The organism is Shimia sp. MMG029, assembly GCF_027947445.1.
Classification (GTDB): Bacteria; Pseudomonadota; Alphaproteobacteria; order Rhodobacterales; family Rhodobacteraceae; genus Shimia.
Genome location: NZ_JAQJIM010000004.1, coordinates 86872 through 111444, shown reverse-complemented (window position 1 = coordinate 111444; position 24573 = coordinate 86872). Strand labels below are relative to the sequence as shown.

The 24573-nt window shown below is 53.7% G+C and carries 29 protein-coding genes; 11 read left to right on the top strand and 18 right to left on the bottom strand.

The window, feature by feature from the left end; all coding sequences use genetic code 11:
- Positions 1-32: 32 nt before the first annotated feature.
- From motA to PJL69_RS11745, 7 genes are all read left to right on the top strand, one after another.
- Entirely contained in the window at positions 33-902 is an 870-nt protein-coding gene (motA, locus tag PJL69_RS11775; protein WP_271309820.1) for a flagellar motor stator protein MotA, read from the top strand.
- Positions 899-3223, top strand: coding sequence for a hypothetical protein (locus PJL69_RS11770; RefSeq protein WP_271309819.1), 2325 nt, complete (start codon positions 899-901; stop codon positions 3221-3223). The genes motA and PJL69_RS11770 overlap by 4 nt, the downstream gene beginning before the upstream one ends.
- A 67-nt stretch (positions 3224-3290) precedes the next feature.
- Positions 3291-4061 carry a transglycosylase SLT domain-containing protein gene (locus PJL69_RS11765; protein ID WP_271309818.1) on the top strand — a complete coding sequence of 257 codons (771 nt, stop codon included), beginning with the start codon at positions 3291-3293 and terminating at the stop codon, positions 4059-4061.
- Between the two features lie 63 nt (positions 4062-4124).
- A complete protein-coding gene (gene flhA, locus PJL69_RS11760) occupies positions 4125-6149 on the top strand; it encodes a flagellar biosynthesis protein FlhA (RefSeq protein WP_441347486.1) in 2025 nt (674 codons plus the stop codon).
- The gene (locus tag PJL69_RS11755) at positions 6146-6922 is read left to right on the top strand and encodes a flagellar biosynthetic protein FliR (protein WP_441347485.1); all 777 of its coding nucleotides are present in this window, start codon (positions 6146-6148) and stop codon (positions 6920-6922) included. The genes flhA and PJL69_RS11755 overlap by 4 nt, the downstream gene beginning before the upstream one ends.
- Complete coding sequence (locus tag PJL69_RS11750) at positions 6919-8010, top strand: EscU/YscU/HrcU family type III secretion system export apparatus switch protein (protein WP_271309816.1); 1092 nt, start codon at positions 6919-6921, stop codon at positions 8008-8010. The genes PJL69_RS11755 and PJL69_RS11750 overlap by 4 nt, the downstream gene beginning before the upstream one ends.
- Positions 8007-8417, top strand: a complete 411-nt coding sequence (locus tag PJL69_RS11745) for a hypothetical protein (protein WP_271309815.1) — start codon at positions 8007-8009, stop codon at positions 8415-8417. Before PJL69_RS11750 ends, PJL69_RS11745 begins: the two co-directional genes overlap by 4 nt.
- Before the next feature lie 119 nt (positions 8418-8536).
- Here PJL69_RS11745 and PJL69_RS11740 read toward each other — a convergent pair whose 3' ends face one another.
- Genes PJL69_RS11740 through PJL69_RS11700 form a run of 9 tightly spaced genes read right to left on the bottom strand, consistent with a single transcriptional unit; the run spans position 8537 to position 13121 of the window.
- Positions 8537-9055, bottom strand: coding sequence for a flagellar basal body-associated protein FliL (locus tag PJL69_RS11740; protein ID WP_271309814.1), 519 nt, complete (start codon positions 9053-9055; stop codon positions 8537-8539).
- A gap of 12 nt (positions 9056-9067) precedes the next feature.
- Positions 9068-9775 carry a flagellar basal body L-ring protein FlgH gene (gene flgH, locus PJL69_RS11735; protein WP_271309994.1) on the bottom strand — a complete coding sequence of 236 codons (708 nt, stop codon included), beginning with the start codon at positions 9773-9775 and terminating at the stop codon, positions 9068-9070.
- 40 nt (positions 9776-9815) lie between these two features.
- On the bottom strand, positions 9816-10235 hold the full coding sequence (flgA, locus tag PJL69_RS11730) for a flagellar basal body P-ring formation chaperone FlgA (RefSeq protein WP_209097843.1): 420 nt from the start codon (positions 10233-10235) through the stop codon (positions 9816-9818).
- A gap of 1 nt (position 10236) precedes the next feature.
- The gene (flgG, locus tag PJL69_RS11725) at positions 10237-11022 is read right to left on the bottom strand and encodes a flagellar basal-body rod protein FlgG (RefSeq protein WP_271309813.1); all 786 of its coding nucleotides are present in this window, start codon (positions 11020-11022) and stop codon (positions 10237-10239) included.
- 15 nt (positions 11023-11037) lie between these two features.
- On the bottom strand, positions 11038-11751 hold the full coding sequence (locus tag PJL69_RS11720; RefSeq protein WP_209097841.1) for a flagellar hook-basal body complex protein: 714 nt from the start codon (positions 11749-11751) through the stop codon (positions 11038-11040).
- Between the two features lie 2 nt (positions 11752-11753).
- Positions 11754-12023, bottom strand: a complete 270-nt coding sequence (locus PJL69_RS11715) for a flagellar biosynthetic protein FliQ (protein ID WP_209097840.1) — start codon at positions 12021-12023, stop codon at positions 11754-11756.
- Complete coding sequence (gene fliE / locus PJL69_RS11710; RefSeq protein WP_271309812.1) at positions 12023-12310, bottom strand: flagellar hook-basal body complex protein FliE; 288 nt, start codon at positions 12308-12310, stop codon at positions 12023-12025. Before fliE ends, PJL69_RS11715 begins: the two co-directional genes overlap by 1 nt.
- A gap of 22 nt (positions 12311-12332) precedes the next feature.
- Positions 12333-12719, bottom strand: coding sequence for a flagellar basal body rod protein FlgC (gene flgC / locus PJL69_RS11705; protein WP_271309811.1), 387 nt, complete (start codon positions 12717-12719; stop codon positions 12333-12335).
- An 18-nt stretch (positions 12720-12737) separates the two neighbouring features.
- Entirely contained in the window at positions 12738-13121 is a 384-nt protein-coding gene (locus tag PJL69_RS11700) for a FlgB family protein (protein WP_271309810.1), read from the bottom strand.
- Positions 13122-13205: 84 nt separating this feature from the next.
- Here PJL69_RS11700 and PJL69_RS11695 point away from each other — a divergent pair, with 84 nt between their 5' ends.
- Positions 13206-14540: a FliI/YscN family ATPase gene (locus tag PJL69_RS11695; protein WP_271309809.1), complete on the top strand. Its 1335-nt coding sequence runs from the start codon at positions 13206-13208 to the stop codon at positions 14538-14540.
- Between the two features lie 120 nt (positions 14541-14660).
- Here the strand turns inward: PJL69_RS11695 and PJL69_RS11690 are convergent, their stop codons facing one another.
- The 6 genes from PJL69_RS11690 to PJL69_RS11665 all read right to left on the bottom strand — a co-directional run bounded on the left by PJL69_RS11690 (position 14661) and on the right by PJL69_RS11665 (position 18428).
- Complete coding sequence (locus PJL69_RS11690) at positions 14661-15398, bottom strand: DUF1217 domain-containing protein (protein ID WP_271309808.1); 738 nt, start codon at positions 15396-15398, stop codon at positions 14661-14663.
- Between the two features lie 47 nt (positions 15399-15445).
- Positions 15446-15850 (bottom strand): flagellar biosynthesis repressor FlbT, encoded by a 405-nt coding sequence (flbT, locus tag PJL69_RS11685; protein ID WP_271309807.1) that lies wholly within the window; start codon positions 15848-15850, stop codon positions 15446-15448.
- Positions 15847-16227, bottom strand: a complete 381-nt coding sequence (gene flaF / locus PJL69_RS11680; protein WP_271309806.1) for a flagellar biosynthesis regulator FlaF — start codon at positions 16225-16227, stop codon at positions 15847-15849. The genes flbT and flaF overlap by 4 nt, the downstream gene beginning before the upstream one ends.
- Before the next feature lie 82 nt (positions 16228-16309).
- Positions 16310-17536, bottom strand: coding sequence for a flagellin (locus PJL69_RS11675; RefSeq protein ID WP_271309805.1), 1227 nt, complete (start codon positions 17534-17536; stop codon positions 16310-16312).
- Positions 17537-17761: 225 nt separating this feature from the next.
- A complete protein-coding gene (locus PJL69_RS11670; protein WP_271309804.1) occupies positions 17762-18130 on the bottom strand; it encodes a flagellar biosynthesis protein FlgN in 369 nt (122 codons plus the stop codon).
- A complete protein-coding gene (locus PJL69_RS11665; RefSeq protein WP_271309803.1) occupies positions 18123-18428 on the bottom strand; it encodes a rod-binding protein in 306 nt (101 codons plus the stop codon). Before PJL69_RS11665 ends, PJL69_RS11670 begins: the two co-directional genes overlap by 8 nt.
- 113 nt (positions 18429-18541) lie before the next feature.
- Between PJL69_RS11665 and PJL69_RS11660 the strand changes: the two genes are divergently transcribed.
- Genes PJL69_RS11660 through PJL69_RS11650 form a run of 3 tightly spaced genes read left to right on the top strand, consistent with a single transcriptional unit; the run spans position 18542 to position 21567 of the window.
- Entirely contained in the window at positions 18542-19939 is a 1398-nt protein-coding gene (locus PJL69_RS11660) for a flagellar hook-length control protein FliK (RefSeq protein WP_271309802.1), read from the top strand.
- A gap of 9 nt (positions 19940-19948) precedes the next feature.
- Positions 19949-20629 (top strand): flagellar hook capping FlgD N-terminal domain-containing protein, encoded by a 681-nt coding sequence (locus PJL69_RS11655; RefSeq protein ID WP_271309801.1) that lies wholly within the window; start codon positions 19949-19951, stop codon positions 20627-20629.
- 56 nt (positions 20630-20685) lie between these two features.
- Positions 20686-21567, top strand: a complete 882-nt coding sequence (locus PJL69_RS11650; protein ID WP_333781877.1) for a phosphotransferase — start codon at positions 20686-20688, stop codon at positions 21565-21567.
- Here PJL69_RS11650 and PJL69_RS11645 read toward each other — a convergent pair.
- From PJL69_RS11645 to PJL69_RS11635, 3 genes are read right to left on the bottom strand one after another with little or no spacing between them, the layout of a single operon-like run.
- On the bottom strand, positions 21546-22871 hold the full coding sequence (locus PJL69_RS11645) for an NAD(P)/FAD-dependent oxidoreductase (protein ID WP_271309799.1): 1326 nt from the start codon (positions 22869-22871) through the stop codon (positions 21546-21548). The genes PJL69_RS11650 and PJL69_RS11645 overlap by 22 nt on opposite strands.
- Positions 22868-23686: an ABC transporter permease gene (locus tag PJL69_RS11640; RefSeq protein ID WP_271309798.1), complete on the bottom strand. Its 819-nt coding sequence runs from the start codon at positions 23684-23686 to the stop codon at positions 22868-22870. The genes PJL69_RS11645 and PJL69_RS11640 overlap by 4 nt, the downstream gene beginning before the upstream one ends.
- Positions 23683-24570 carry an ABC transporter permease subunit gene (locus PJL69_RS11635; RefSeq protein ID WP_271309797.1) on the bottom strand — a complete coding sequence of 296 codons (888 nt, stop codon included), beginning with the start codon at positions 24568-24570 and terminating at the stop codon, positions 23683-23685. The genes PJL69_RS11640 and PJL69_RS11635 overlap by 4 nt, the downstream gene beginning before the upstream one ends.
- Positions 24571-24573: the final 3 nt, after the last annotated feature.

Here is a 24573-nt window from a genome sequence, read left to right as displayed (position 1 = left end):
TTCCCAAAGACGGGTAATAGGAGTTTAGACTCATGATCAGCATTATCGGCATCGCTGTCGTTTTCATCATGGTTTTGGGTGGTTACGTGCTGGCGGGCGGTAACCTTGGCCCCATTTTTAAGGCACTTCCCTTTGAGATGATTATTATTGGCGGCTCAGGCGTTGGCGCATTTTTGCTGTCTAACGATGGCGCCGCAGTAAAACACACTCTGAAAGATCTGGGAAAGGTCTTCAAGGGGCCGAAGTGGCAGCCGCAGGACTATCAGGATCTGCTCTGCCTGCTGTTTGAGCTCATACGATTGGCGCGCAAAAATCCCGTCGCCATCGAAGAGCATATCGAAAGCCCGGAAGAGTCGTCCATTTTTCAGAAATACCCAAAAATCCAGGCCGACAAAGAAGCCGTAAACCTCATTTCTGACACCATGCGTTCGGCATCTATGAACTATGACGATCCACATCAGGTCGAAGAGGTGTTGGAAAAGCGTATCGAGGCGAATCTTCATCATTCCTTGCACTCATCGCACGCGTTGCAATCTCTTGCTGACGCATTGCCAGCGCTGGGAATTGTGGCCGCGGTTTTGGGTGTGATCAAAACCATGGGGTCAATTGATCAGCCACCAGAAGTGCTTGGTAAAATGATCGGCGGCGCGCTTGTAGGGACGTTCTTGGGTGTTTTCTTGGCTTATGGTCTCGTCGGCCCGTTCGCGGCGAAAATCAAAGGTGTCATCGAAGAAGATGCGCATTTCCACCAGCTGATCCGTGAAGTGTTGATCGCAAACCTGCACAACCACTCACCGAATATCTGTATCGAAGTTGGGCGTCAGAATACCCCAGCGCACAACCGCCCGCAGTTCGCAGAACTCGAAGAGGCACTTAAAGAAGTTAAGAAGGAAGCGGCGTGAGACCACTACTCCTGTCCATTCCGTTGGCCCTCCTGGCCACGACCGTTCAGGCTCAAAACGTGCCCTTTAACTCAGGGGAACACGAAGATTTCACTCGTCTGGTCGCCACGCTGCCAACCAGCGACACGGCTTGGACGATCAATCGGACGGGCCAGGGCTATCGCATAAAGATTGAGGGCGATGCTCTCAATCTTGATACGGAAAACGTGTTTGATAAGATCCCGCGGACACGTCTGGCCGACATTCGCGCGAATGACAGAACCGGTGAGGTTGACTTAACGCTCGCCTGTAATTGCCGCGTTGTCACGATCCCTTACAACGAACGCTATGTCATATTCGACATTCGCGAAGATCTCTCTTCAGAACCGGAAGATGTGCCTCAGATCCCACTTTCTTTTGGGGAAGCTGTCGAAAGCGAGTCACCTCAACGGCTCTTTCGCTTCTCAGCACTCGAAGCTGCAAAGCCGGTACCACTCACACCAACAATTGAGCAAAAGCCGGAACAGAAACCCGATTTTTCAGGTCTGTTGGCGCTTGAGACGTTCGTAAATCGCAATGTACAGGTCACAACACTGAGGCAAGACCTCATAAAGCAGGTTGATCGCGCAACATCTCAGAACCTGCTGGATTCGCAAATTCAGATGCCAAAGCCGTCCAATGCTGCTGGATCCGTTGAGATGGCGAACGGATCTCAATTCAAGACGCCAGCGACCCCTGGCAAAAACATGGATCATATCCCGCCTCAAGCCTCGATCGGCTTGGACGGCGAGAACCTAAACATAGCCGCCTACAACGTGATTGATGAAGTTGGACGCGACATTGCCGCACTTCTAAATGGTAAAATGGGCGTCGGAACCTGCATGCCTGATTCAGCGGTCAACATCGCAGAGTGGAGCGGCGACAAAAGCTTTGTGGAAGAGCTTGCAAAAATACGCAGGACCCTCGTTGGCGAATTCGATCGCACAGATGAGAAAGCCATCAAGAAACTTGTGCAGCTGTACGTGCACTACACATTTGGCGCAGAAGCTCTGCAAGCTCTGCAGCTTCTTCCCAATACCGGCGAAACCCGTGTTCTCAGTGCAATGTCACATATCGTGGATGGTGAAGTTCCTGTCGGTGACGACAACGTCTTTGCACAGCAAGGCCACTGCTCTGGGCATGTCGCCCTTTGGGCCGCATTATCCGGCGAACGTTTGACAGGCGAAAGTGCGATAAACGGCGCAATGGATGGGCTAAACACCCTGCCACGTCACCTGAGAGAGTATCTCGGGCCGAAGTTGAGCAATGCACTCGTAAACCAGGGTGAGACCGAGGCAGCCACACTTGTCTTGAACGGTATCGAACGGTCTAACCCGCAGCCAGGGACGAGTTTTGATTTTGCGCAGGCGAACTTAGACGCCGAAATGGGCAACACCGACCAAGCGGATTCCACTTTGGAAGACATCGCCACCCAAAACACGGATCTGGCGACTCATGCGGTGGTAGAACTGATCGATTCTCACGTGAAACAGGACTTGCCGCCGTCTCACGACACCATCTCTCTGGTTGGTGCCCTCGCTGTAGAGCACAAAGTTGGCGCGATGGGGCCCCCACTGCGACGCGCACACGCTTTGGCGCGGATGCTCGTTCGTGAGTTTGAACCTGCGTTTGAAATTATCGGTGAGATCGAAGAAAGAGACGGTGTTTCAGCTGCGGTTGAGGTACGAAGCCGCCTAACCAATGCCATGATCAACCATGCGCAAGACTTTGATATTGTGTCATTCACGCTGTCGGAGAGTCTGGCTGACCCTGGCAAAATCAGCCCAGACACTGCGCTCGCTCTGGCACAGAAGATGTTTGAGTTAGGATTTGTTGGCGAAACAAAACGCCTGCTTCAGACGGCACAAAACACGCATAAGAATGATGCCAAACGCCTGCTTAAAGCGCGTATCGCTCTTGCAGAGTCTTTGCCACGCAGAGCTGAGGCAGAGCTGTTAGGAATGACCTCGCCCGAAGCAGAGCGTGTGCGTGCAGAGGCGCGGTCACTGGTCGGAGACCACGAAATGGCGGCAAAAATGCTGTCAGACCTAGGAGACACTCAAAGCGCAGAAGAGCAAAACTGGCTTGGTGGAAATCTGGATGCGCTCTCTGGCTCCGAAACAGAAGTCTACCGACAAACAAGCGATCTCATTGCAAACTCAGTGGCAGGAAACTCTGAAGAAGATGCAAGCCCCCAAGGGATTCTTGCGCGCAACCGTGGGCTACTTGAAAACAGCGCCGAGAGCAGAAAGCTCCTGGACGAATTGTTGAATTGGCACCGCCTTACAGAGCCTTCTTCTTAACCACGCTTACCAAATGTAAATAAACGACCGATAGCTTGGCCTCAAACTGGGGCAGAAAGCTATCGGTATGAAAAAACAGAATGTTTTCAAAGCACTGTTGCGAAGTTCTCGCGACTCGCTTTTGATTTTTGGCTTAGGTGCGCTTGTCACCTTGTGGAATCCTTTTGTGCAAGGGATTCGGGTCGCGCATGCCAGCACTCAAGAGGCCGAAACCTGCGATCGCGTTGCACGCATTGTTGCCAGCGAAACAGGTGTGCCACTCGATGTTTTGCGTGCCATCACTCGAACAGAAACAGGCCGCGCCAAAAACGGAGTGCTCTCGCCTTGGCCATGGACCGTCAACATGGAAGGCAAAGGGGTCTGGTTTGAGTCCCAGCATGAAGCTCTCGCCTATGTTCAAAAACACTTTGCAGCTGGGGCGCGAAGCTTCGACGTAGGCTGCTTTCAGCTGAACTATCGCTGGCATGGCCAACATTTCACCGATGTGACCCATATGTTCGATCCAGTCGCCAACGCCCGCTACGCAGCTGATTTTCTATCTCGTCTATATGTTGAAATGCAGAATTGGGATGATGCCGCTGCTGCGTATCACTCCCGAACACCTAAATATGCCGAAAAATACAAAGCGCGCTTTAAGCGCATTATGTCCAATTTGCCAGATCCTGACTCGATGCCACTCTCCCCTCAAAAGCAATCCAAGCCACTGATTCAAACGGCCACTGTCGTGAGAGAAAACAATTTTCCTCTGCTCAAAAGAGGGAGCAGCAATGGTGCGATGGGTTCTCTCTTCCCAGGCAGCACAGGCTCCGTCCGTCCATTTCTCGGCTCTGGAGGCTGATCTGTGAACCCGCAAACACTCAAAACACTATTCAGTCCCACCATCCTTTTGGCTCTGGCCCTCATGGCAATTATAGTCATGATGATCCTCCCAATGCCGTCCTGGGTCTTGGATATCGGTCTGGCCGCATCCTTTGCTTTGGCTATTTTGATTTTTACGGTCACGCTCTTTATTGAGCGTCCTCTGGATTTTTCCGCCTTCCCGACGATCTTGCTCGCATCCCTGATGCTGCGCCTTTCGCTCAACGTATCGTCAACCAAGCTCATTATCGGCCAGGGTCACACGGGAACCGGCGCTGCAGGCGACGTGATCGAAGGCTTCGCCAACTTTGTTATGGGCGGCAGTGTCTTCCTTGGTTTGGTCGTGTTCTGCGTTCTTTTGATTGTGAACTTCATGGTGATCAACAAAGGTGCAACCAGAATGGCCGAAGTCGGTGCACGTTTTGCGCTGGATGGGATGCCAGGCAAACAGCTTGCCATCGACAGCGACATGTCCGCAGGCGCCATTGACCACGCCGAAGCCAAGGCACGCCGCGAGCGCGAACAGCAAGAAACAACGTTCTTTGGCTCACTCGACGGTGCCTCAAAGTTCGTAAAAGGCGATGCTGTCGCTGGCCTTTTGATCACACTGCTCAATCTGGTGATGGGCCTGATCATGGGGGTTGCCATTCACGGCATGCCAATTGGTCAGGCCTTCGAAACCTATGCGATCCTGACTGTTGGCGACGGTCTGGTCACCCAGATCCCAGCCGTGATCATTTCGATCGCATCAGCCTTGTTGCTGGCACGCGGAGGGTCCACAGGGTCGACCGACCTCACGCTGGTAAAACAGCTCGGCAACTACCCCCCCGCGCTTGCAACTGTGGCTGTGCTCATGGTGCTCTTTGCTCTGGTTCCGGGCCTGCCCTTCCTGCCCTTCCTATTTGGGGGCGCGGTTCTGGGATCAGCAGCCTACTACCTTTACAAAAACAAAGAACAAGAAGAAGAGGCTACGGTCGAAGAAGAGGCACCCGTGCTACCACGCGACAAGCCGATCGGTGATGTCTTGGATCTGGATGACATCCACGTGGAATTTGCAACAGATCTGGTCAATATGGTGCTCGACCCTGGTGCTGGTCTGGATGCACGGATCACCAATATGCGGACTCACGTTGCTTCGACTTTCGGCCTGATCCTTCCTGAAATTCGTTTGACGGATGAACCCTCTTTGCCCAATGGCACTTACACCATCCGCATTCAGGGTGTGGAGCAGGTGCGTGACAGGCTAGAGCCAGAGAAGGTGCTAGCCCTTGCTGGTGACACGCCAGACGCGCTGCCTCCGGGCGAAGATGTGTCGGAGCCGGTCTATGGCGCACCCGCGCGCTGGATTGACAGTAAAGCGCAGGAAGCCGCAGCGCTGTCTGGCATTACCATTGTGACGCCCGGCGAAGTGCTGGCGACACATCTTCTGGAAACCATCAAGACCAACTTCGGTCGTCTTCTGACGTTCAAGGCGCTGCGGCGGATCTTGGATGAGATGGTGAATCTTTCAGATCCTGTACGTGCAGAAGCCAACCGCCGTATGATGGACGAGTTTGTTCCGGATAAAGTTCCACTTGATCTCTTGCACCGCATCTTGCGTATGCTGCTGGACGAACAGGTTTCCATCAGAAATATGCCTCTCATCCTGGAGGGCATCGCCGAAGCACGACATGTCAGCGTTATGCCAGATGCCATTTGCGAAAACGTGCGCCAACGACTTGGCTTTCAATTGATTTCCGAACTCAAACGCGAAGACGGTACAATCCCACTCGTGCAGCTCGCACCAGAATGGGAAGATACGTTTGCCACCTATCAAGTGGACGGAGAGGCAGGAAATATGGATGTCGCGTTGCCTCCTGATGTGTTCAATTCACTCGCACAATCGATCGCCGATCGCATGAATGAGGCCGGAAACAGTGGTATCTTCGCCGCCCTCGTTACCTCAACACGCCGCAGACGTTTCCTCCGAACCGTTTTGAGCGCCAAAGGTATCTCCAACCCGGTGCTTTCTTTTGAGGAAATCGGATTAGACGCCCGGCCAGCACTTGTGGGGGTTGTGGCCGCATGATGGAGAATGCGCTGGCGGTTCTAAACATAACGGAAGCTATGCTTTGGCATGGCTTCCTTGTGTTTTTGCGCATTGGTGCAGCGGTTTCTGTCTTTCCTGCATTTGGTGAACAGAGCGTACCTCCCCGGATAAAACTTGGCGTCGCCCTTGCTTTCACAGCGATTGTCGCGCCAGCCGTACCCGTTTTTGAATCGGTTCCTCCGAGCATGGGCGCAGTTGCGCGCTACACGGTGACAGAAGTATTGATTGGCCTTTTGATTGGCGTTTCTGTGCGCATGTTTATTTTTGCACTCCAGACCGCGGGCACCATCGCCGGCCAGTCCACATCACTCGCACAATTGCTGGGCGGTGCATCTGGTGAACCACTGCCAGCCATCGGCAACGTTCTGGTTCTTGGCGGCTTCGCGCTTGCCGTAACAATGGGGCTGCATGTCTATCTCGCCCGCTATCTGATCGGGTCCTACATGCTATTCCCAGCCGGAGTTTTCCCAGCGAGAGAAATCATGACAGAGTGGGGTGTACCGCAGGTTTCCTCAGCCTTTGGCATGGCGTTCCGCCTGGCGGCGCCATTTGTGATTATTTCTGCAATCTACAACCTCATGCTAGGCGTCATCAACCGCGCTATGCCGCAGTTGATGGTAGCGTTTGTTGGCGCCCCCCTTATTACAGCTGGCGGTTTGTTCCTCCTGTTCCTCGTGGCCCCCGCTCTTTTGACGCTTTGGTGGGGCGCGTTGCAGGGCTTCATGATCAATCCGATTGAGGGCCTGCGATGAGCGGGGGCGGTCAGGACGATGACAGCGAAAAGTCCTTTGAGCCAACCCAGCAGAAACTGGAGCAGGCACGAAAAAAGGGTGAAATCGCAAAGTCCGCTGATGTTTCAGTTGCCGCGGGTTATCTGGGCATCACATTGGCATTTTTGGTTATAGGCGCCGGCACAATCAAAGCTGCGGGCAATGGACTGATGGTCCTACTGGATCAGGCTGAATCCATTGCTCCCCTCGTTTTCGAAGGCAGCCCTTCCGCCCCGATGGGCGGTATCATGATGGAAACAATTTGGTCTATCGCACCCTGGTTTTTCATCCCGATGATCGCAGTTATTCTGAGTATCATCGCTCAGAACGCCTTTCTGTTTACGCCTTCGAAAATCCAACCAAAGCTCTCAAAAATCAGCCCTATTTCCAACGCAAAGAATAAATTTGGGCGCAACGGCCTGTTTGAGTTTGCAAAGAGCTTTGTCAAACTCACGATTTATTCGATTTGCCTGGGCATTTTCCTAAACATCAGAATGCCAGAAATGGCATCTTCCATTCAACTCGACCCCATTATGGTGCCCGCGCTTTTAGGGCGACTGATGCTTGAGTTTCTCATGATCGTCATTGTTGTCGCCGCCTCTATCGCGGTTGTCGACTATTTCTGGCAACGCGCAGAGCATATTCGCAAGAACATGATGACGCGCAAGGAAATGACAGACGAACAAAAGGAATCCGAGGGCGATCCACATATGAAGCAGCAGCGCCGTCAAAAGGGACAAGAAATCGCAATGAACCAGATGCTGGCGGATGTGCCGGAAGCAGATGTGATCATCGTGAACCCCACGCACTACGCCGTCGCGCTCAAATGGTCCCGTCTACCTGGCGCAGCGCCAATCTGCGTTGCCAAGGGTGTTGACGAAATCGCCGCACGCATCAGAGAAAAAGCTCAAGAAGCTGCAATTCCAATTCACCGTGATCCTCCAACCGCGCGCGCGCTGCATGCGATCGTGGAAATCGGTCAAGAAATTCCAGAAGAACAATACCAAGCCGTCGCAGCAGCCATCCGCTTTGCGGATGCGATGCGTGCACGAGCGAAAGGCCGCGTATGAGCGAAGACCTAAATGATCTGCATGTGATTACTCAAGCGCGCTACCAAAAAGCTCAATCGGCGATGCAAGCGGTACAAGCGGAGGAAAACAAGCTTCGCGGCTTGCTCAATGACCTGACAGAACAGGAAAAAGCCGGCCGCGAAAGCATGCGCAGCGACAGTATGATGAGCATGACGGGTGGCGACTTGGCATGGAATAACTGGATTGGCCGGAACAGGAAAATTCTCAATCACCAGCTTGCAAACGTGTTGGTGCGTAAAGAGATGGCCTACCGAGAGCTGCAAAATCATTTCGGCAAAGCGGACGTAATGCAAAACTTACTGGAAGATGCCGAGTTCAAACGTCGTCAATTGCGCCAACTGGCATTGATCGATTCGGTGATGGAGACGAAGCTGAGCTGCGGATAAAATCCCAACAACGCTGTCTAACTCACCAATCTATCTGAAACGAAAAGAAAAACGCGCTAGGCTTTCGCCCAGCGCGTTTTCTATTTGACCTAACACTCAAATGCGTGCGGCGAGTTCCTTTAGGATACGTCCTGGCGCGTGATTTGAACAATCAGCACATCGGAGATTTCGTCTCCATAAACACTCTGCGCCACATCTACGAATGTCTGACGAAGCGGTTCCAGTTTGCTGGAATTCGTAAAGGCGCCATTGAAGCCTCCGATATTGGCGTGATCAAACATCGCTTGCAGTAGAGCGCCACGAATGCGTGGCTCCGCCTGGAACACACTTTCAGTCGTTCCGGCATCCACTTCTAGGGTCAATGTGATCAGGATGAGAGATGTAACAGAGCTGTCGTTCACAACGGGAATAATGAACTGATCAACCAGCTCAACGTATTCACGTCCGGTTGGGACACCCTCTGCCTTATCTTCTTTCTTAGGCTCTTTCTTCATGGCGTGTTCGTCAGAGTGCTCTGCACCTTCGGCCATTTCAGCGTCCATGACAGGAGGTTCAGGTGCCGGGCGCAGGGCAATGCCTGCTCCGACGCCAGCCCCCACGCCTACTAGCAACATAATGATTGGAAGAAGTTTCTTCATAGTCGTCCCCGATCAGAATGGGAGCACAGCATCCAGAACTTGCTGCCCAATTCTTGGTTGTTGCACGTCGGTGATTTGTCCACGGCCACCATATGAGACCCGAGCTGACGCGATTTTATCAAAGGTAATTTCGTTCTTCCGTGAGATATCTGCCGGTCTTACATAGCCCGATACAAGAAGTTCTCTCAGTTCAAAATTCACACGAAGCTCCTGCGTTCCCTGGATAGCAAGAACGCCGTTAGGAAGCACATCCGTGATCGTGGCAGCCACACGCAATGTCAGCTTTTCGCTACGCTTAACGGAACCGTCACCACTGCTTTTGCTAGAAGATGTCAGATCAACAAGTGGGTCTGTGGTCGCACCTTCGGGAAGACGGCCATTCACACGTTGAGGAATACCGATCAGCTGCGGCACGCTTAGGCTTTCACTACCACTGCGGTTGCGCTCTGTTTCGTTGTCGATTTCCGCTTCTTCATCAACTTCAATCACAACCGTCAAAATGTCGCCACGCTGTGCTGCACGACGGTCACCCAGCAAAGACTGTTTATTTCCGCTCCAGAGCGAGGCACTGTCTGATCTTCGCGACACATTTGTTTGCACCGGCAACGGTGGATTCATCATCGCATAGTGCTCTTGCGTATTGGTGGTGGGCGAAAATGTCGGGGCTTTACCGATATGATCCATGCGGGCACATGCGGAAACAGCCAGCGCTGAAATCATGAGGATTGCTGAAAAAAGACGCACGACTCTCTTCCTTTGATTAGTTAGACACATGGACACTGCCGTCTGGCATCACGATACCGGTCACAGTCGAACGAGATCCGATATTCATTACGCGCAGGGACTCTCCAGCTCCTGCCCGAGCCAGTGAACGGCCTTCCGTAGAAATAGCCAAGCCACCCGCGTTGTAGCGAAGGTTTACAACTTGATTGCGCTCAACAAGAGCTGGCGCACCAATATCTCCAAGCCGAATAGGACGACCTGGATATATTGCTTTGCGCGCTTCTTGGCCGATGACGGCTTCCAGATCAGAATGCACCCCGGCCACATCACCTTTTTTCACGCCAACAACGTCAGCGGTGACGATCGTATTCGCGCGAATGGTTTGGGTCGCCACGACGATCTCCGCCGAAACCGAACCAGCACTCATCAAAAGGACAGCTGTTAGGATGCGTTTCATCTTATCTCACCTGCGATGTGGCAGCCATCATCTGGTCAGCCGCTGTGATAACCTTGGCGTTCATTTCATAGCCGCGCTGCGCTTCGATCAGCTCGGTCACTTCGCGAACAGCGTCAACAGAGCTGTCTTCGAGATACCCTTGACGCAAAGTGCCAAGTCCATCTTGACCAGGATCAGAAACCGCCGGGGCACCGGAAGCTTCGGTTTCTAAAAAGAGGTTGCTGCCAATCGCTTCCAAACCCTTGGCGTTAGAAAAATTCGCCAAGGTAAAGCTGCCCAAAAGCTCCGCTTCAGGGGCATCATTGAAGTACGCATAGACCTCACCATCGGCATTGATCGAGATGCTGCGCGCATCTTCAGGAATGGTAATCTGAGGCGCGACCGGGAAGCCATCAGACGTGACGATGAGACCATCCGCACTGCGCTTCAGTCCACCGTCTCGTGTATATGCAGATTGCCCGGAAGGCAGTTCCACTTCCAGATAGCCTTTGCCTTCGATCGCGATATCAAGGTCACCGCCTGTATTGGACAGCGAACCTTGTTCCAATTGGACAGAAATCGCAGAAGGACGAACGCCCAAACCAACTTGAACACCTGTTGGCAAAACCGATCCGTCAGAAGCACTGATCGCACCCGCACGCGACACTTGCTGATAATGCAAGTCGGCAAATTCAGCGCGCCGCGCGTTGTAACCTGTGGTCGACATGTTTGCGAGGTTATTTGAAATGGTTTCGACACGCAGCTGCTGTGCGCTCATGCCTGTGGCTGCAATCGTAAGGGCTCGCATGGCAAAATCCTTTGGTTACTTGATGAGGTTTTTCACCGCGTCGCGAATGCGGTTGTGTTCGTTGTCAAGGAAGGTCTGACCCATTTCATAGGCCCGCTGCACCTCGATCATGCGCGAAATCTGAGTGATCGGGTTCACGTTGGAATTCTCAAGAAAGCCCTGAAGCATGCGCCCTTCTTCGATCGGCTCATAACCATCAGGTGCATCAAACAGCACACCAGACTCGCGCTTAAGATCCAGCGGATTGATCGGACGATACAGACCAATCTGCCCAAGAGGCTCGCCATCTACGCTGACAGTCCCGTCTGAGGACACCTCAACACCTTTTGCATCTGGTGGGATGAACACGGGCGCGCCGCCGGCGTCCAAGACCAAGTTCCCATCCATAGTCACCAGATCGCCATTTTCATTTGGTGTGAAAGCCCCAGCGCGAGTCAGGCGTTCACCCTCTGGGGTCTGGATGAGAAAAAAACCGGTGCCTTCAATGGCAAAGTCAAAATCCCCACCGGTTCTTTTAAGGGCGCCTTGCTCCAGAGAGGTGGTTTGCACGTTCGCTGCCGCCATCGAGATACTTTCCGTACCCGGTGCAGACTTAATAAACTCGGAGAATGTGACCCCTTCGGCGCGGTACCCGGTGGTCGCAGCATTGGCAATATTGTTGGCGAGCACCGTCATCTCGCGTTTCAAGCCAGATTGACGGGTCAGGGTTGTGTAGCCAGCGTTATCCATAGTCAGCCTCCGACAACAAGCGGGATAATTTGAGATTGAAAAAACGACACCAGCGTCTGAACCATAAAGCCCATGGTCGCCCAGAAGATAATGACGATGCACAAGACCTTGGGCACAAACGTCAGCGTCATTTCCTGAATTGACGTAAGCGCTTGAAACAGGCCAACGACCACACCAGAAACCAACGCCACTGCCAGAATTGGCGTGGAAATCAGAACTGCGACCCAAAGCCCTTGGCGCAGAGTGTCAAAGAAGATGGCCTGCTCCAGCATCAGACAGGCATGCGCAGGATTTCTTGATAGGCTTCAACAACCTTATTTCGAACGGTAACAGCGGTTTCGACCGCAAGTTCCGTCTGAGCCAAAGCCTGCACCAACGTGTGCGGATCTGCTTTGCCAGTCATGGCCTGCATCGACACCTGCTCGCTTTCTTGAAGCGTTGCGGCAAAGTCTTTGGCCATCCCGAATAGGACATTGCCGCCTTGGCCATTTTCAGCCGGTCCAGTTGCAGGCTTTGAAGCGGTGTATTTCTGTGCGGCGAGTACTGTACGGACATCCATTCTGGCTCTCCTTATTCAAGTGTTATTTTCTCAACAGTTCCATCAGCGAGGATGACATTTGTCGGGTTTGGTCAAACATTTTGAGATTGGCCTCGTAGCTGCGCTGCGCTTCGCGCGCGTCAGCAATTTCGATGATCATATCAACGTTAGAACTCAGATAGTTGCCCGACGCATCCGCCATTGGATGGCTTGGATCGTAGATCTGCTGTCCTTCAGTGCGATCGAGTTGCACGGGGCTTACGGTTACGCGCCCGTCTCCAGACGCCGTATCGGCTTCAAAGCTCACGGTCTTACGTTGGTATCCAGGGGTATCAGCGTTTGCGATGTTTTCTGAAACATGCCGCAAACGCGCTGCCTGTGCGCGCAAGCCAGAGGATGTAACGCTGAGTGCGGTGCCAAAATCGCTCATAAATCCAAAACCTTTTCGTTAGCGCGCGGCTGCTGCGCGCAAGACAGTCAATGCTGACTTATAGATGGCAACCGAACGATCGTGCTGTCGCTTGACATCGACCGCCTTCAGCATCTCTTCTTCGACGGAGACGCTATTGCCATTGGGAGAAACTTCAGCAGTTGCGAGACCTGGTGCTACGCCTGATGACTCAAGGCTGCTTCCATGATGACCTGCACGTGTGGCGCGCATGCTACCAACACCCGAGTCATTCTGGTAAAGCTCTTTGAAAGGTTTGATATCACGGGCCTGATACCCAGGCGTATCCGCATTCGCCATGTTTTGCGCAACGACAGCCTGTCGTGCGGCAGCATGTTTACCCATCGCATGGGCGGCTTTAAAAACGTCCAATGATTTGAACATCGGGGCTTCTCCCTCGAACAACTTAAAGCAAGGCTTAACCCTGATTCCTTTAGAAAGTGTTTCGTACGAGCTTTGGAGAATCCAATGGACACAAAAGGGCTAGAAAGCCTGAGCGCAGAACTTAAAAGAGTGCGCCCAATCAAAGATATAGGCCGGGTTTGCGCGGTAGAAGGCAACTTACTAAGGGTACGTGCCCTCAATTCGGTCGCCCGAATCGGTGATCTGCTTGAGGTGACACTTCAAGATGAGCGTAAAATCTCAGGCGAAGTCATCCAGTTGCACAGCAAAGATATCACGATGTTACCTGATGCGGCGCCCGATGGCGTTTCCATCGGAGATCGCGTGTCTCTGAGAGACCAGATCGGAATCGCCCCCTCGGATGCGTGGATTGGCCGTATCATTGACCCTTATGGTAACCCATTGGATGGAAAGCCTTTGTTGCGTGGACCAGAGATGCGCCCACTCAAAAACAGCCCTCCCCCGCCAGCTGCCCGGCGTGCACTCGGAGAGCGGCTTGAGACCGGGATGGCGGTATTCAACACGATGCTGCCGATCGTGAGGGGACAACGCATTGGTTTGTTTGCAGGTTCTGGCGTCGGGAAGTCGAGCCTGATGGGGCAGTTCGCGCGCCACATGACAGGTGACATTGCGGTCATCGCCTTGATTGGTGAACGTGGGCGAGAGCTGCGTGAATTTGTCGAGCACGTTTTGGGCCCTGAGGGGCTAAAACGCTCCATCGTTGTGGCCGCAACATCTGATCAATCGCCGCTCGTACGCAGGCGTTGCGCACTGGCAGCAATGAGCGTTGCAGAACACTTCCGCGATCAGGGTAAACACGTGATTTTTATGGCGGATTCGATCACACGATTCGCCGAAGCACACCGTGAAGTGGCCGTTGCTGCCGGAGAAATGCCAGCGCTGCGAGGCTATCCGCCGTCGACATCTCATATGATCATGTCACTTTGTGAACGTGCGGGGCCAGGGCTGGAAAGCCAAGGAGACATTACCGGGATTTTCAGCGTTCTGGTGGCGGGGTCGGATATGGATGAGCCGATTGCAGACATTTTGCGCGGTGTCTTGGATGGGCATGTGGTGTTGGATCGCAAGATTGCAGAGCGTGGGCGCTACCCGGCTGTCGATCTGTTACGCTCGGTTTCACGCAGCTTACCTCATTGTGCCACTCAGACAGAAAACGCTGTGATTTCAGAGGCTCGCAAGCTTTTGGGCGCCTATGAGCAATCCGCCACAATGATCCGCGCGGGGCTTTATGCCGCTGGATCAGACCCTAATTTGGATGTAGCTATCACGGCCTGGCCAGAGCTTGATACATACCTGGCTGATGGGCAGAGCGCTTCCATAGATAACGCCTTTGCTAAGCTGACTTTGCTGCTGAGACGTGCAGGGGCACGCGGTGTCTAGATATAGAAAAGGCGCGCTGGAAAGCGCGCCTTTTTCTCTTAAAACCAACGTCGGTATTGCATCTGTATTGCGTCGGTAACGCGACTGTATTGCGACAGTGCGAAGTCGGTGTGTGCTTGATCAATAAGAAAGCAATGTCAGCGCGATCTGACCAGAGCTGGCAACTGACACATTGTTGATTTCTGACATGAGCAAAAAGCGCTGTACAAGCTCATCACGTGACGTTGTGGAGACAAACTGAGAAATCTCTCCATCACCTGTCAGGTCCTTCAGCCGCTCACGAAACGTGTTCAGCTGCGTATCCAGATCCTGTGAACCAAATTCTGTTGGAAGGCCAAAGGCTGTTTCGAACACTTTGCGCAGCGGCGGGTTGCCCATCACTGTGAACCAATTGGTGTTGTCGCTGTTGCCAGACAAGGCGATGTCGTCGAGCTCGCGAATGGTGTTCATTGCAAAACGTAGGTTCTCATCTTGCTCACCAACAGCTTTTTCAAACTGTCGTGCGACATAATCTTCACGGATGTTTTCGGCGAACCCCGGTGTTTTGTGCCACGGGCCGCCGAGATCACCAAAGCCGAACGCCTCGGCAAACTCGCGGTAGCGCGTGTCCGCCAATCGGTTTGCAAGCGCGTCGTCTGCCTGTGACCCTTCTTCCAGAATGGTCTTGACGAAAAACTTGCTGTTGATGTCATCCTCGAGGCCAAAGGCGCCCAGCGCGACACTTAAGAGCTGACGATCGTTGACCAGATCTTCGGCGTTCTCAATCTTACCGATGTTTTCGGCAAAATAGTCGAGATCGCGTTTGACCACAAAAGAGTTTTCAAACGCTTCAGTTTGAGTCTCCATGGTCCGTTGCATGAAACCCCATGCAACGAGACCTGTTCCAACGACAATCGGCTGATAGGTCATTGCTGTGCCACCGCCATCAAACGCTCTTCACGTGGCAAAAGGGAGCGCAGCGCTTTGAGGCCCTGATAGTGACGTCCGCCAATCACAGCCTCGGTTGCCATTGCGATTTGGCGACGGCTGTCGTGATCTGTAAACACCTGGCTGAGATCCTCGATATGACGCAACAGGGTGCGTTCCAGATCGTCAGAATCCGCGTCACCGGAGAGCACAAGCTGCAAAGAGTAGCAAGCGCGGCGCACTGGAGTGTTCGCCTCTTCGGGGTGGATGGCATCCCGCAGACGCAGGATGTTGGCATTTGGGGTCATGATGGAGAGACGAGACCGGCGGTCGCCGTTTTCAATCACTGCGCCATTTACCAGAACCCGCTCTTTCGGGCTCAATTTAAGAACAAGGCCGCTCATGCTGCTGCTGCTCCGCTTCGAAGACCGCGCAAAATGGCGGTGTTGACTTCAAGAAGGGGGCGTACGTTGGCGTCGCCCGCCAGCACCTTGGTGCTATGATGATCTGTAAACTCGGCGAGATAGAAAATCTGGGCGCGCAGCTCTTCTGGCAATTCATTGTCTGCATCAGCCACCATGGTGGCGAGCAATGTCCAGAGCTGGCGATTTTCATGAATGGCTTCCACCAATGCCGGAAATCCGCGTTTTTTGCCCTTTTTGGCCGCTTCTTTCAGATTGTGGGTGATGCGTGCAATCACATCGTACTCGAGTTTCCCCGCGGTTCTGGTTGGTGCAGAAGCTTGATTATATGCCTTTTTGGCAAGCGCGTTTGGGGTCACGTCAGAATTCCCTGAAAGATGGTAAGGAAGGGTGATCTAATGGAGGGAATGGGGGCGCGCGCGGCGCCCCCACCCTATTCCATTAACGGAAGAGGGACAGCAGCTGCTGTGGGCCCTGGTTCGCGATAGACAGCGACTGGGTCGCCAGCTGTTGCTGAACCTGAAGCGCCTGCAGACGTGCAGAGGTTTCTTCCATATCCGCATCAACCAGAGCACCGATACCGGATTTCACGGAGTCAGACAGGCCAGACACGAAGTCTTTCTGAATGCTGATACGGTTTTCAACAGTACCAAACGCAGCACCTGCGTTGATGGTGGTGTTGATCAGCGTTTCGATGGTGCCCAAGGCAGTACGTGCATCAGCAGGTGTACCGATAGAAAGTGTTTCCAGTGCAGCAAGACCACCAGAACCTGCGTTCTTGAACTGACCAGAAATGGTAAGGTCTTGACCACCACCAGCTACGTTGAAGGTCAGCTGGTCGCTGGCAGGTGTACCAGAAGCTGCATACTCGACAGTCAGACCTGTGATACCCAGGTTGTCGACAGCCGCTTTAAGGCCCTGAGCGGCAATCTCTGCAACATCGCTGGAACCCGTTACATCACTCGCGGTAACGGTGTAGGACGCTGTGCGATCTCCAATGGTGATGGAAACAGAGTCGCCTTCTACCAGAGTATCAGTACCGTTCAGACCAATAGACGCATTGGAACCCGCATCCACAGTCAGAGAGAATGCGTCAGCCGCCGTAGAAACGGACGCGCCGCCAACCGCAACTGTGGTAGAGAAGGTGTTCTTCGCCGCATAGTCCGCTTGAGAAAGATCCTGCGCAGCAACTGCAATCGTTTCAGCAGAAACGCCGCTGCCTGCACGGTCAAGTGAAGACAGAACACTTGTGCCGCCACCGCCGTTAACGAGGTTCAGGCCGTTAAACTGCGCAGCACCAACAACAGAACCAATCTGCTCTTTCAAGGAGTTGATTTCGTTGGTCAGCTTGGTGCGGTCAACGTTCTCACCAGTCGCCGAAGCGATGCGAGTTTTGATCTCACCCAACAGGTCGGTCACGGTTTCAGACGCCTGACGGGCAACCGCAACAGTGGATTCACCCAGAGACAGGCTTTCCTGAACCGCTTTGAAGCCGTTTACGTCAGATTCCATGGTCTTGGAGATCGCCCAAACAGCTGCGTTCTGCTTGGCGTTGTCCACTTTTTTACCGGTGGAGATTTGACCCTGAGTCTCGGAAAGGCTTGCGTTCACGGATTTCAGGGTTTGCAGCGCAACCATTGCGCCGTTGTTTGTCAGAAGGCTGGTCATGGCTTTCCTATACCTAATATATATGGCGCTTTTGCGCCGGTTTGTATTTTGCGCCCCCTTCGTGGGAACGCTCCTGAACGTCATTCTGACATGTACCGCCGGTTGTCCGGCTCGGTGCCACCCTCTGTGGAGTGCGGGTTCAACATGGCGGGATAAGTGCTAACGCTTTCCTAAACACGAACCCCGCAATCACTGGCATTTTAACTAAACTTGCGAGAGCCGAAATTATGCTCTCTTTTCAACACGTTGACCGGCGCTCATTTGAACAGCCTGACGTTGACCTGTGTTGGTGTAGGTTTCCAAAGAGGTGCGCACGCGCCGCATTGTGCCCATACGCTCCTGAGTTGCGCGCAGGCCGCTCTGAGTCGATTCCAACAAAGCGTGATTGCGGCGGAAAAGATCTTGCAGCGGCGCAAGGGTATCAAGATCAATGGGATCTTCTTCTTGCAGCTCCTCAAGCTCTTCAAAGAGGGCTTCCTTGCGGGCAAGCAGCGCTTCGAGCGCATCAAGCTTTCCCTCAATCAGGATGCTGCGCTCTTCTTCCAAGAGGGTTGTCAGCGATTCGACGAGATCAATCGTGGTCTCTTCAGACATTGGCACGCTCCTTTAAGGCATTGAAAAACGCTTCGGAGAGGCCGATGCCCCCCGAATCGACCATGGCGCGGGCCTGTTCCTGGCGCAGGAAAGAGGAAAACTGGTCTTCGCCTGCCCCTCCGCCAAAGGATTCGCTGGTTTTGCCGAGACCGGCAGATTTTAGCATTTCAGCCAGAAAGGTGACTTCGAGCTCATTGGCAGCGCTGCGCAGCGCTTCCTCCTGAGCAGTGGGTAGCGGACGGACCGGCTGAGCACTGGGCGCAACCGGGACCGCGACTGGGGCCGTATTGTGGAGCATTTCTTGCCTCGCGGGTTACACATGTTTTTCCGTTGTGACCTAGGACGGTAAAGAAGTGGTAAGGAAAGGTGCGCTAGGGAGATCCCGGTGGAAGAATTCCCGGAGGCCCTAGGATGAACATGCCTGTACTTGCGCCGCAGCCCGCCCAACCGGCAGCCGCCGCATCTAAGAAACAGACAAATACAAATCAGGAAAACAGCGGTTTTTCTGATATTTACGAGGATATGGACGGTGCGAAAGATCGCCCGTCTGACGATCTTCCCAACACAGCAGAAACGAAAAGCGACCGCGCAGAAGATGCGCCTGTAGAGAGCGATTCGGCTTCCCAAAAGAGCAAGCCTTCTTCTGAAAAAGAAACTTCGGAAGAGGCCGATTTTGCAGCGACGGAAACGCCAGATCATGCTGATGCGGAAGCTGAAGCGCCTTTGCGGGGCTCTGACAAACGTGCAGCGCTAAATGCAACAGAGACCGCTGCAATGATGCGCATGTCGACGCAGGCGCAGGGTGAAAAGGCGACAACCGAAGTGACTGTTGCCCAACCCCAGAACACCGCGGCACTGGCGAAACAAGCGTCGGGCGAGTCGCAAGCCGCAGCGGCAGCGAAGGTCGCTGAAGCGTCGCAGACTGCAGACGGCAAATCCGCACAATTGGCTGCCGAAGCCCCTGAAGGGCTTGATCCGATGCAGGTGCAGGTGCGCAACAAAAGTGGCCAACAGGCGCAAACAATCGCGCCAACAGCCACTGCCGCACAAAAGGCGATGGTTGATCAGCTGGCGCAGGAAAGCTCCCCGCAAGGAAGCACGCGAATCGAGATCGACGCGGATGCTGATGCGCAAACGCCCAAGTCGGATGCTCCGTCCACACCAACCATTTCGACTACACAGCAAATGCAGGCCCGTGCCATCATGGAGCAGGTGTACGCTGGCTCACCCTCTGCTTTGACAAAGAGCGAAACACCCCCAGTTCAGGCTGCGGAAGCTGTTTTGACTGCTGCATTGGAAGAAAGCAGCATGAGCTCACGCGGAATCATGAACACGCAAGAAGCGGCATCTCAGGCGCGGCTGGCCAACAGCGCACCTAATCCCGCCTATGTGGTGCGCCAGATTGCCGACGCAGTCAAAACCAGCGACAAAAATCTGATCGAACTCACAATGGATCCGCCAGAGCTTGGCAAAGTACGTATGTCTTTGGCTGAGACCGGCGGGGTGATGGCGGTGACCATCAGCGCGGATAGCCAAGCGACAACCGAACTGATGCGTCGTCACATGGATTTGCTGCGCAAAGACTTCATGGAGATGGGCTATCAGGATGTCTCGTTCTCTTTTGAACAAGGCGGCAGCGATGGCTCCAGCCAACAGGCCCAAATGGACAATGAGTTTGGTCAGGGTGACGGTGGGCAAGGCGATTCGTCGCGCGGTGACTCTGCCCAGGCAGACGCCTCCATCTCAATGGCAGCGCAACAAAATTCACAACTTTCCGCCGCAAGCAGCGGCGTTGATATCCGCCTTTAGGAGATCCCGATGGACGCCGTAACCCCTTCAACAACTGCGACCACGTCGCGCTCTGCAACCGCTTCACAGGCCGCGGCAGCAAATCAGAATGAGACCGCGCTCTCATCTGATTTTGAGACCTTTCTGAAAATGTTGTCCGTACAGATGCAGAACCAAGACCCGCTGAACCCGCAGGATTCAACAGAGTTTGCGACTCAGCTGGCGCAATTCTCGACTGTCGAGCAACAAACACTGACAAACACATTGCTGACCAACCTGGGTACGCAGCTGACCACAATGGGACTGAGCAGTTTGACAAACTGGGTTGGCATGGATGCCCGCATTGCTGCCCCCGCGCATTTCTCAGGCACACCAATTGAAGTTGTGCCCAACACCAATACGCAAGCCGACAAAGCGTATCTGATCGTCAAAGACGAAAATGGCACTGAGGTACAAAAGTTCTCAATTGATCCTGAAGCCAAAACCCTGGACTGGGTCGGAGTAAACGATTCGGGCAGCAAATTTGCCAATGGCGTCTATAGTTTCGAAACCGAAAGCTATGCAAAAGATGAGCTGCTGGATCGTGTGCATGCGGATGTCTATGCGCGTGTCACAGAGGCGCGCACTGGCACGGATGGCGTTGTTCTCGTAGCACCCGGCGGCATTGAATTTGGCTCTGACAAGGTGCTTTCACTACGTCAGCCAAGCTGAGGCTTGCCCCTGACGCGAGTGTGAATTAGCGTCGCGGCGCTCTTTGAAGGAACGCCGTGCTGCAAAAATTGCCCCTCTCCCCGCCCCTATCGGTGACTTCGGCGTTTGCCAGCGCTTTGCCGCATATTTCGCCCCCAATATCTTGGGAAGCGCTCTACGGTGGACGCACAAACGTGGCTTGGCGCGGAATCTGTTGCGATCGGCCAGACGTGGTTTTGAAACTCTATCGCGGCGCAGCGCAAAACCCCCTGTTTCCCAATGACCCTCTCGCGGAAGCGCGATTGTTGGACCTTCTGGAAGATTTAAACCTGACACCAAAAGCTTGTGGTTCTTTCGAGACGGAAGATGGCCATTGCAACGTCTATGAACATATTCCCGGAGAAACCTGGCATTCTGATACTGGCGCAGTTGCCCATCTGATGCACACTTTGCATCAGATCGCACCCCCCGCCGGCCTGAGAAAAATAGCGGATGGGTCAGATGAGCTTTGCACACAAATCGAAGAGATCCTGCACCGCTGCTTGCAAACCCCGGAAGCTTTGCGTCGATTGCCGACCCAAAGAATTTCACGATCTGGAAAGACCGTGCTGTTGCACAGTGACATTGTGCCCGGAAATCTCATCAAGAACGATTCAGGTCTGCACCTGATAGACTGGCAATGTCCTGCAGCGGGCGACCCATGCGAGGATATCGCTGTTTTCTTGTCCCCGGCAATGCAGATGTTGTATCGTAAAAAACCGCTGAGTTTAGCTGAAACAGAGACGTTTTTGGCGCGTTACGCGGATAGAGAATCTGCGGAACGGTATAGGGCTCTCGCGCCGTTTTACCACGCACGCATGGCAGCGTATTGCCAGTGGCAATCAGAAAATGGGCAACCTGACTATGCCACGGGCGTTACGCTTGAATGCGAGGCGCTTCAAAGGTCCTTGAGTTTGTAAAAAAGATAGGCCGGATACATCAACAAGCGGCGGGCCCGACCAAGAGGAAAACGACCTGGCGTAGCGCGCATAATGTCGGGATGGCGTAGTGCGCATCCTCCCAATATGTCTTGGGTCAAAAGCGCGCCAGCATAGCTTCCCATTGCCAGACCATTGCCGTGATACGCGAAAGCGGCATACAGACCTTTCGCGCCGGGAACGGCCCCTGCAAATGGGGTGAGCGCACGGCTGTAGCACACAAAACCACTCCAGAAGTGGGGCGTTTCAACAGCAGCCCAGGCAGGGAACAGTCGCGCAAAGTCTTGTTTGATTTGCTGTTTTATGGCGCTGTGAGCGCGGTGGGTTGTTGCCAATCCGCCGCGCATGCCAAAAAGGAAACGACCGTCTGGCAGAAGGCGGAAATAGTGGAGCAAATTGCGACTGTCGTACGCCATCTGAGTGGAGGTCCAGTTTTGCATCTGCTGCTCGGACTTTGTGAGCACGCGCGTGACAATCACACTGGATTGAGCCGGCAAATAACGGCCCGCCAACCAAGCCGGGATATGCTCGCTGGAATAGCCATTGGTTGCGATTACAAGTTTTTTGGCACTGAGGTTTCCTTGCGGGGTGCGCAGCTGCCAACGCCCTGCAACCTGCGTAATCTCTGACACTTTGGTGTCGCAATACACCTCCGCACCAGCAGCTTCTGCCGCGTCTGCCAGTCCTTTTAAGTACTTGCGCGGGTTGAGCGCAAAACCAATTGGCAAAGTAAGCGCGCCGCAAAAAGTGGTGCCCAACCCGTGCCCAGCAAGATCTGACGCGTCAATCACCTGCGACTTAAGGCCATAGGTGCGCTCAAACTCTGCGGCTTCAGCTGGCAATGTGGCCGCGACGCGCGGGTTGTGGGCCAGCAGCGTTTCGCCTTTAGAATGGCGATCCACTTGCCATGCATGCTGCGACAAGAGCTGCTCCACATGGTCTACGGCAGCGCGCTCTGTCTGGAGGTAGTCAGACAGAGCCTCCTGGCCAAATCGCTTTCTCAAACTGGTGTGCGAAGCTTTTGCGCCACCCAAGCAACAAAAGCCGCCATTGCGTCCTGAAGCGCCCCACCCCACCTGTTTTGCATCGACTACAGCAACCGACACGCCCGCTTGCGCCAAACGAAGCGCTGTATTCAGCCCTGTTACCCCAGCACCAACAACGGCAACCTCCCTTTCTGCATGGCCGGAAAGAGGGAGCCTATTTTGAATCGAGACTGTTTCGGCCCAAAAGCAGCTTTCAAGCGGACCTTCGCCATAGGCGAATGGGTCACAAATCCGGGTCATGCGAGCTTGGCAGCGGCGGCTTCTTCGCGTCTTTGGCGCAGTACATTGCGTTTGTTGATGAGCGACGCAGTGACCACACCCACCGCGACCACAAGGATCATGATGGTGGAAAGCGCATTGATTTCCGGGCTGACGCCAAGGCGGACAGACGACCAGATTTTCATCGGCAAGGTGGTTGCGGAAGGACCGGAGGTGAAGGAGGCGATCACCAAATCATCCAGCGAAAGCGTGAACGCCAAAAGCCAACCGGAGACGACAGATGGGGCGATGATGGGAAGCGTCACAAGACGGAAAGCTTCTAGCGGCGTGGATCCCAAATCAAGCGCAGCTTCTTCGAGAGATTGATCAAAGCTCACCAAGCGGGAACTCACGACAACAGAGACATAGCACATAGAAAATGTTGTGTGCGCAAGCACGATGGTGAACACCCCACGATCCATTCCCAGACTGATGAACAGCAATAGCAGAGAAAGGCCGGTGATCACTTCGGGCATAACCATAGGGGCGTAGATCATGCCGGAGAACAGCGTTCGCCCGCGAAAGCGACCTGCGCGCACCATCACGATCGCTGCCATAGTGCCCAGCACCGTCGCCAGAGTGGAGCTGATGAAAGCAACCTTCAAAGTCACCCAAGCGGCATCCAAAAACGCGCGATTGTTGATCAGCTCAACGTACCATTTTGTGCTGAATCCAGCCCAAACAGTGACGAGTTTGCTCTCGTTGAAGCTGAAGATCATGAGGATCAGCATAGGAAGATAGAGAAACGCAAACCCCAGCGTAAGTGAGGTGACGTTGAACCAGGACATCTGCCTCATTTGCCTGCCTCCCTCTGTTTTTGCTCATTGCGTTGGAAAAGCACGATGGGAATGATCAAAATCAGCAGAAGCACGACAGCCACTGCGCTGGCAACCGGCCAGTCGCGGTTGGAGAAGAACTCCTCCCACAGAACCTTCCCGATCATCAGAGTGCGTGAGCCGCCAAGCAAAGAAGGGATCACAAATTCACCGATGGTTGGGATGAAGACAAGGAAACTGCCCGCGATGATCCCCTGCTTGGAGAGCGGCACCGTGATCAACCAAAACGCGGAAAAGCGTGAACACCCGAGATCTTCGGCAGCCTCCAGAAGGCTTATGTCGAGCTTTTCCAACGCTGCGTAAATCGGAAGGATCATGAACGGCAGATAGGTATACACAATGCCGATGTAGACCGCGATGTTGGTGTTTAAGATCACCAAGGGTTCGCTGATGACGCCGATGCTGAGCAAAAACTGGTTGAGATAGCCCTCCTGACTGAGGATCCCCATCCACGAATAGACCCGGATCAGGAAACTTGTCCAAAACGGAAGGATCACCAGCATAAACAGCATAGCGCGCCATTCTTCAGGAGCGCGCGCCATCCCATAGGCAATCGGATAGCCAACAAGCAGCGTCAGAAATGTCGATATCAGCGCGATCTTCAAGCTGGAGAGATAGGCTTTCCAATAAAGATCATCTTCGGTCAGCCAAACATAGTTTTCCCAGTCCAACTCCAAAAAGAAGTCTCTAATCGCGCCAAAACCCGCTGAAACGTCCAGTGTGGGCGTATACGGTGGAATGGCGATTGCGGTGTCTGACAGCGAAATTTTGAAAACGATCAGGAACGGCACAATGAAAAGCGCCAGCAACCAAACATATGGAATGACGATCAGGAGGCGACGCATCTA

Bases quoted from the DNA above. Each gene is read 5' to 3' on its own strand.
- motA (WP_271309820.1), top strand. From the start codon at position 33: ATGATCAGCATTATCGGCATCGCTGTCGTTTTCATCATGGTTTTGGGT.
- PJL69_RS11765 (WP_271309818.1), top strand. From the start codon at position 3,291: ATGAAAAAACAGAATGTTTTCAAAGCACTGTTGCGAAGTTCTCGCGAC.
- flhA (WP_441347486.1), top strand. From the start codon at position 4,125: ATGGCAATTATAGTCATGATGATCCTCCCAATGCCGTCCTGGGTCTTG.
- PJL69_RS11755 (WP_441347485.1), top strand. From the start codon at position 6,146: ATGATGGAGAATGCGCTGGCGGTTCTAAACATAACGGAAGCTATGCTT.
- PJL69_RS11750 (WP_271309816.1), top strand. From the start codon at position 6,919: ATGAGCGGGGGCGGTCAGGACGATGACAGCGAAAAGTCCTTTGAGCCA.
- PJL69_RS11745 (WP_271309815.1), top strand. From the start codon at position 8,007: ATGAGCGAAGACCTAAATGATCTGCATGTGATTACTCAAGCGCGCTAC.
- PJL69_RS11740 (WP_271309814.1), bottom strand. From the start codon at position 9,055: ATGAAGAAACTTCTTCCAATCATTATGTTGCTAGTAGGCGTGGGGGCT.
- flgH (WP_271309994.1), bottom strand. From the start codon at position 9,775: ATGATTTCAGCGCTGGCTGTTTCCGCATGTGCCCGCATGGATCATATC.
- flgA (WP_209097843.1), bottom strand. From the start codon at position 10,235: ATGAAACGCATCCTAACAGCTGTCCTTTTGATGAGTGCTGGTTCGGTT.
- flgG (WP_271309813.1), bottom strand. From the start codon at position 11,022: ATGCGAGCCCTTACGATTGCAGCCACAGGCATGAGCGCACAGCAGCTG.
- PJL69_RS11720 (WP_209097841.1), bottom strand. From the start codon at position 11,751: ATGGATAACGCTGGCTACACAACCCTGACCCGTCAATCTGGCTTGAAA.
- PJL69_RS11715 (WP_209097840.1), bottom strand. From the start codon at position 12,023: ATGCTGGAGCAGGCCATCTTCTTTGACACTCTGCGCCAAGGGCTTTGG.
- fliE (WP_271309812.1), bottom strand. From the start codon at position 12,310: ATGGATGTCCGTACAGTACTCGCCGCACAGAAATACACCGCTTCAAAG.
- flgC (WP_271309811.1), bottom strand. From the start codon at position 12,719: ATGAGCGATTTTGGCACCGCACTCAGCGTTACATCCTCTGGCTTGCGC.
- PJL69_RS11700 (WP_271309810.1), bottom strand. From the start codon at position 13,121: ATGTTCAAATCATTGGACGTTTTTAAAGCCGCCCATGCGATGGGTAAA.
- PJL69_RS11695 (WP_271309809.1), top strand. From the start codon at position 13,206: ATGGACACAAAAGGGCTAGAAAGCCTGAGCGCAGAACTTAAAAGAGTG.
- PJL69_RS11690 (WP_271309808.1), bottom strand. From the start codon at position 15,398: ATGCAACGGACCATGGAGACTCAAACTGAAGCGTTTGAAAACTCTTTT.
- flbT (WP_271309807.1), bottom strand. From the start codon at position 15,850: ATGAGCGGCCTTGTTCTTAAATTGAGCCCGAAAGAGCGGGTTCTGGTA.
- PJL69_RS11675 (WP_271309805.1), bottom strand. From the start codon at position 17,536: ATGACCAGCCTTCTGACAAACAACGGCGCAATGGTTGCGCTGCAAACC.
- PJL69_RS11670 (WP_271309804.1), bottom strand. From the start codon at position 18,130: ATGTCTGAAGAGACCACGATTGATCTCGTCGAATCGCTGACAACCCTC.
- PJL69_RS11665 (WP_271309803.1), bottom strand. From the start codon at position 18,428: ATGCTCCACAATACGGCCCCAGTCGCGGTCCCGGTTGCGCCCAGTGCT.
- PJL69_RS11660 (WP_271309802.1), top strand. From the start codon at position 18,542: ATGAACATGCCTGTACTTGCGCCGCAGCCCGCCCAACCGGCAGCCGCC.
- PJL69_RS11655 (WP_271309801.1), top strand. From the start codon at position 19,949: ATGGACGCCGTAACCCCTTCAACAACTGCGACCACGTCGCGCTCTGCA.
- PJL69_RS11645 (WP_271309799.1), bottom strand. From the start codon at position 22,871: ATGACCCGGATTTGTGACCCATTCGCCTATGGCGAAGGTCCGCTTGAA.
- PJL69_RS11640 (WP_271309798.1), bottom strand. From the start codon at position 23,686: ATGAGGCAGATGTCCTGGTTCAACGTCACCTCACTTACGCTGGGGTTT.
- PJL69_RS11635 (WP_271309797.1), bottom strand. From the start codon at position 24,570: ATGCGTCGCCTCCTGATCGTCATTCCATATGTTTGGTTGCTGGCGCTT.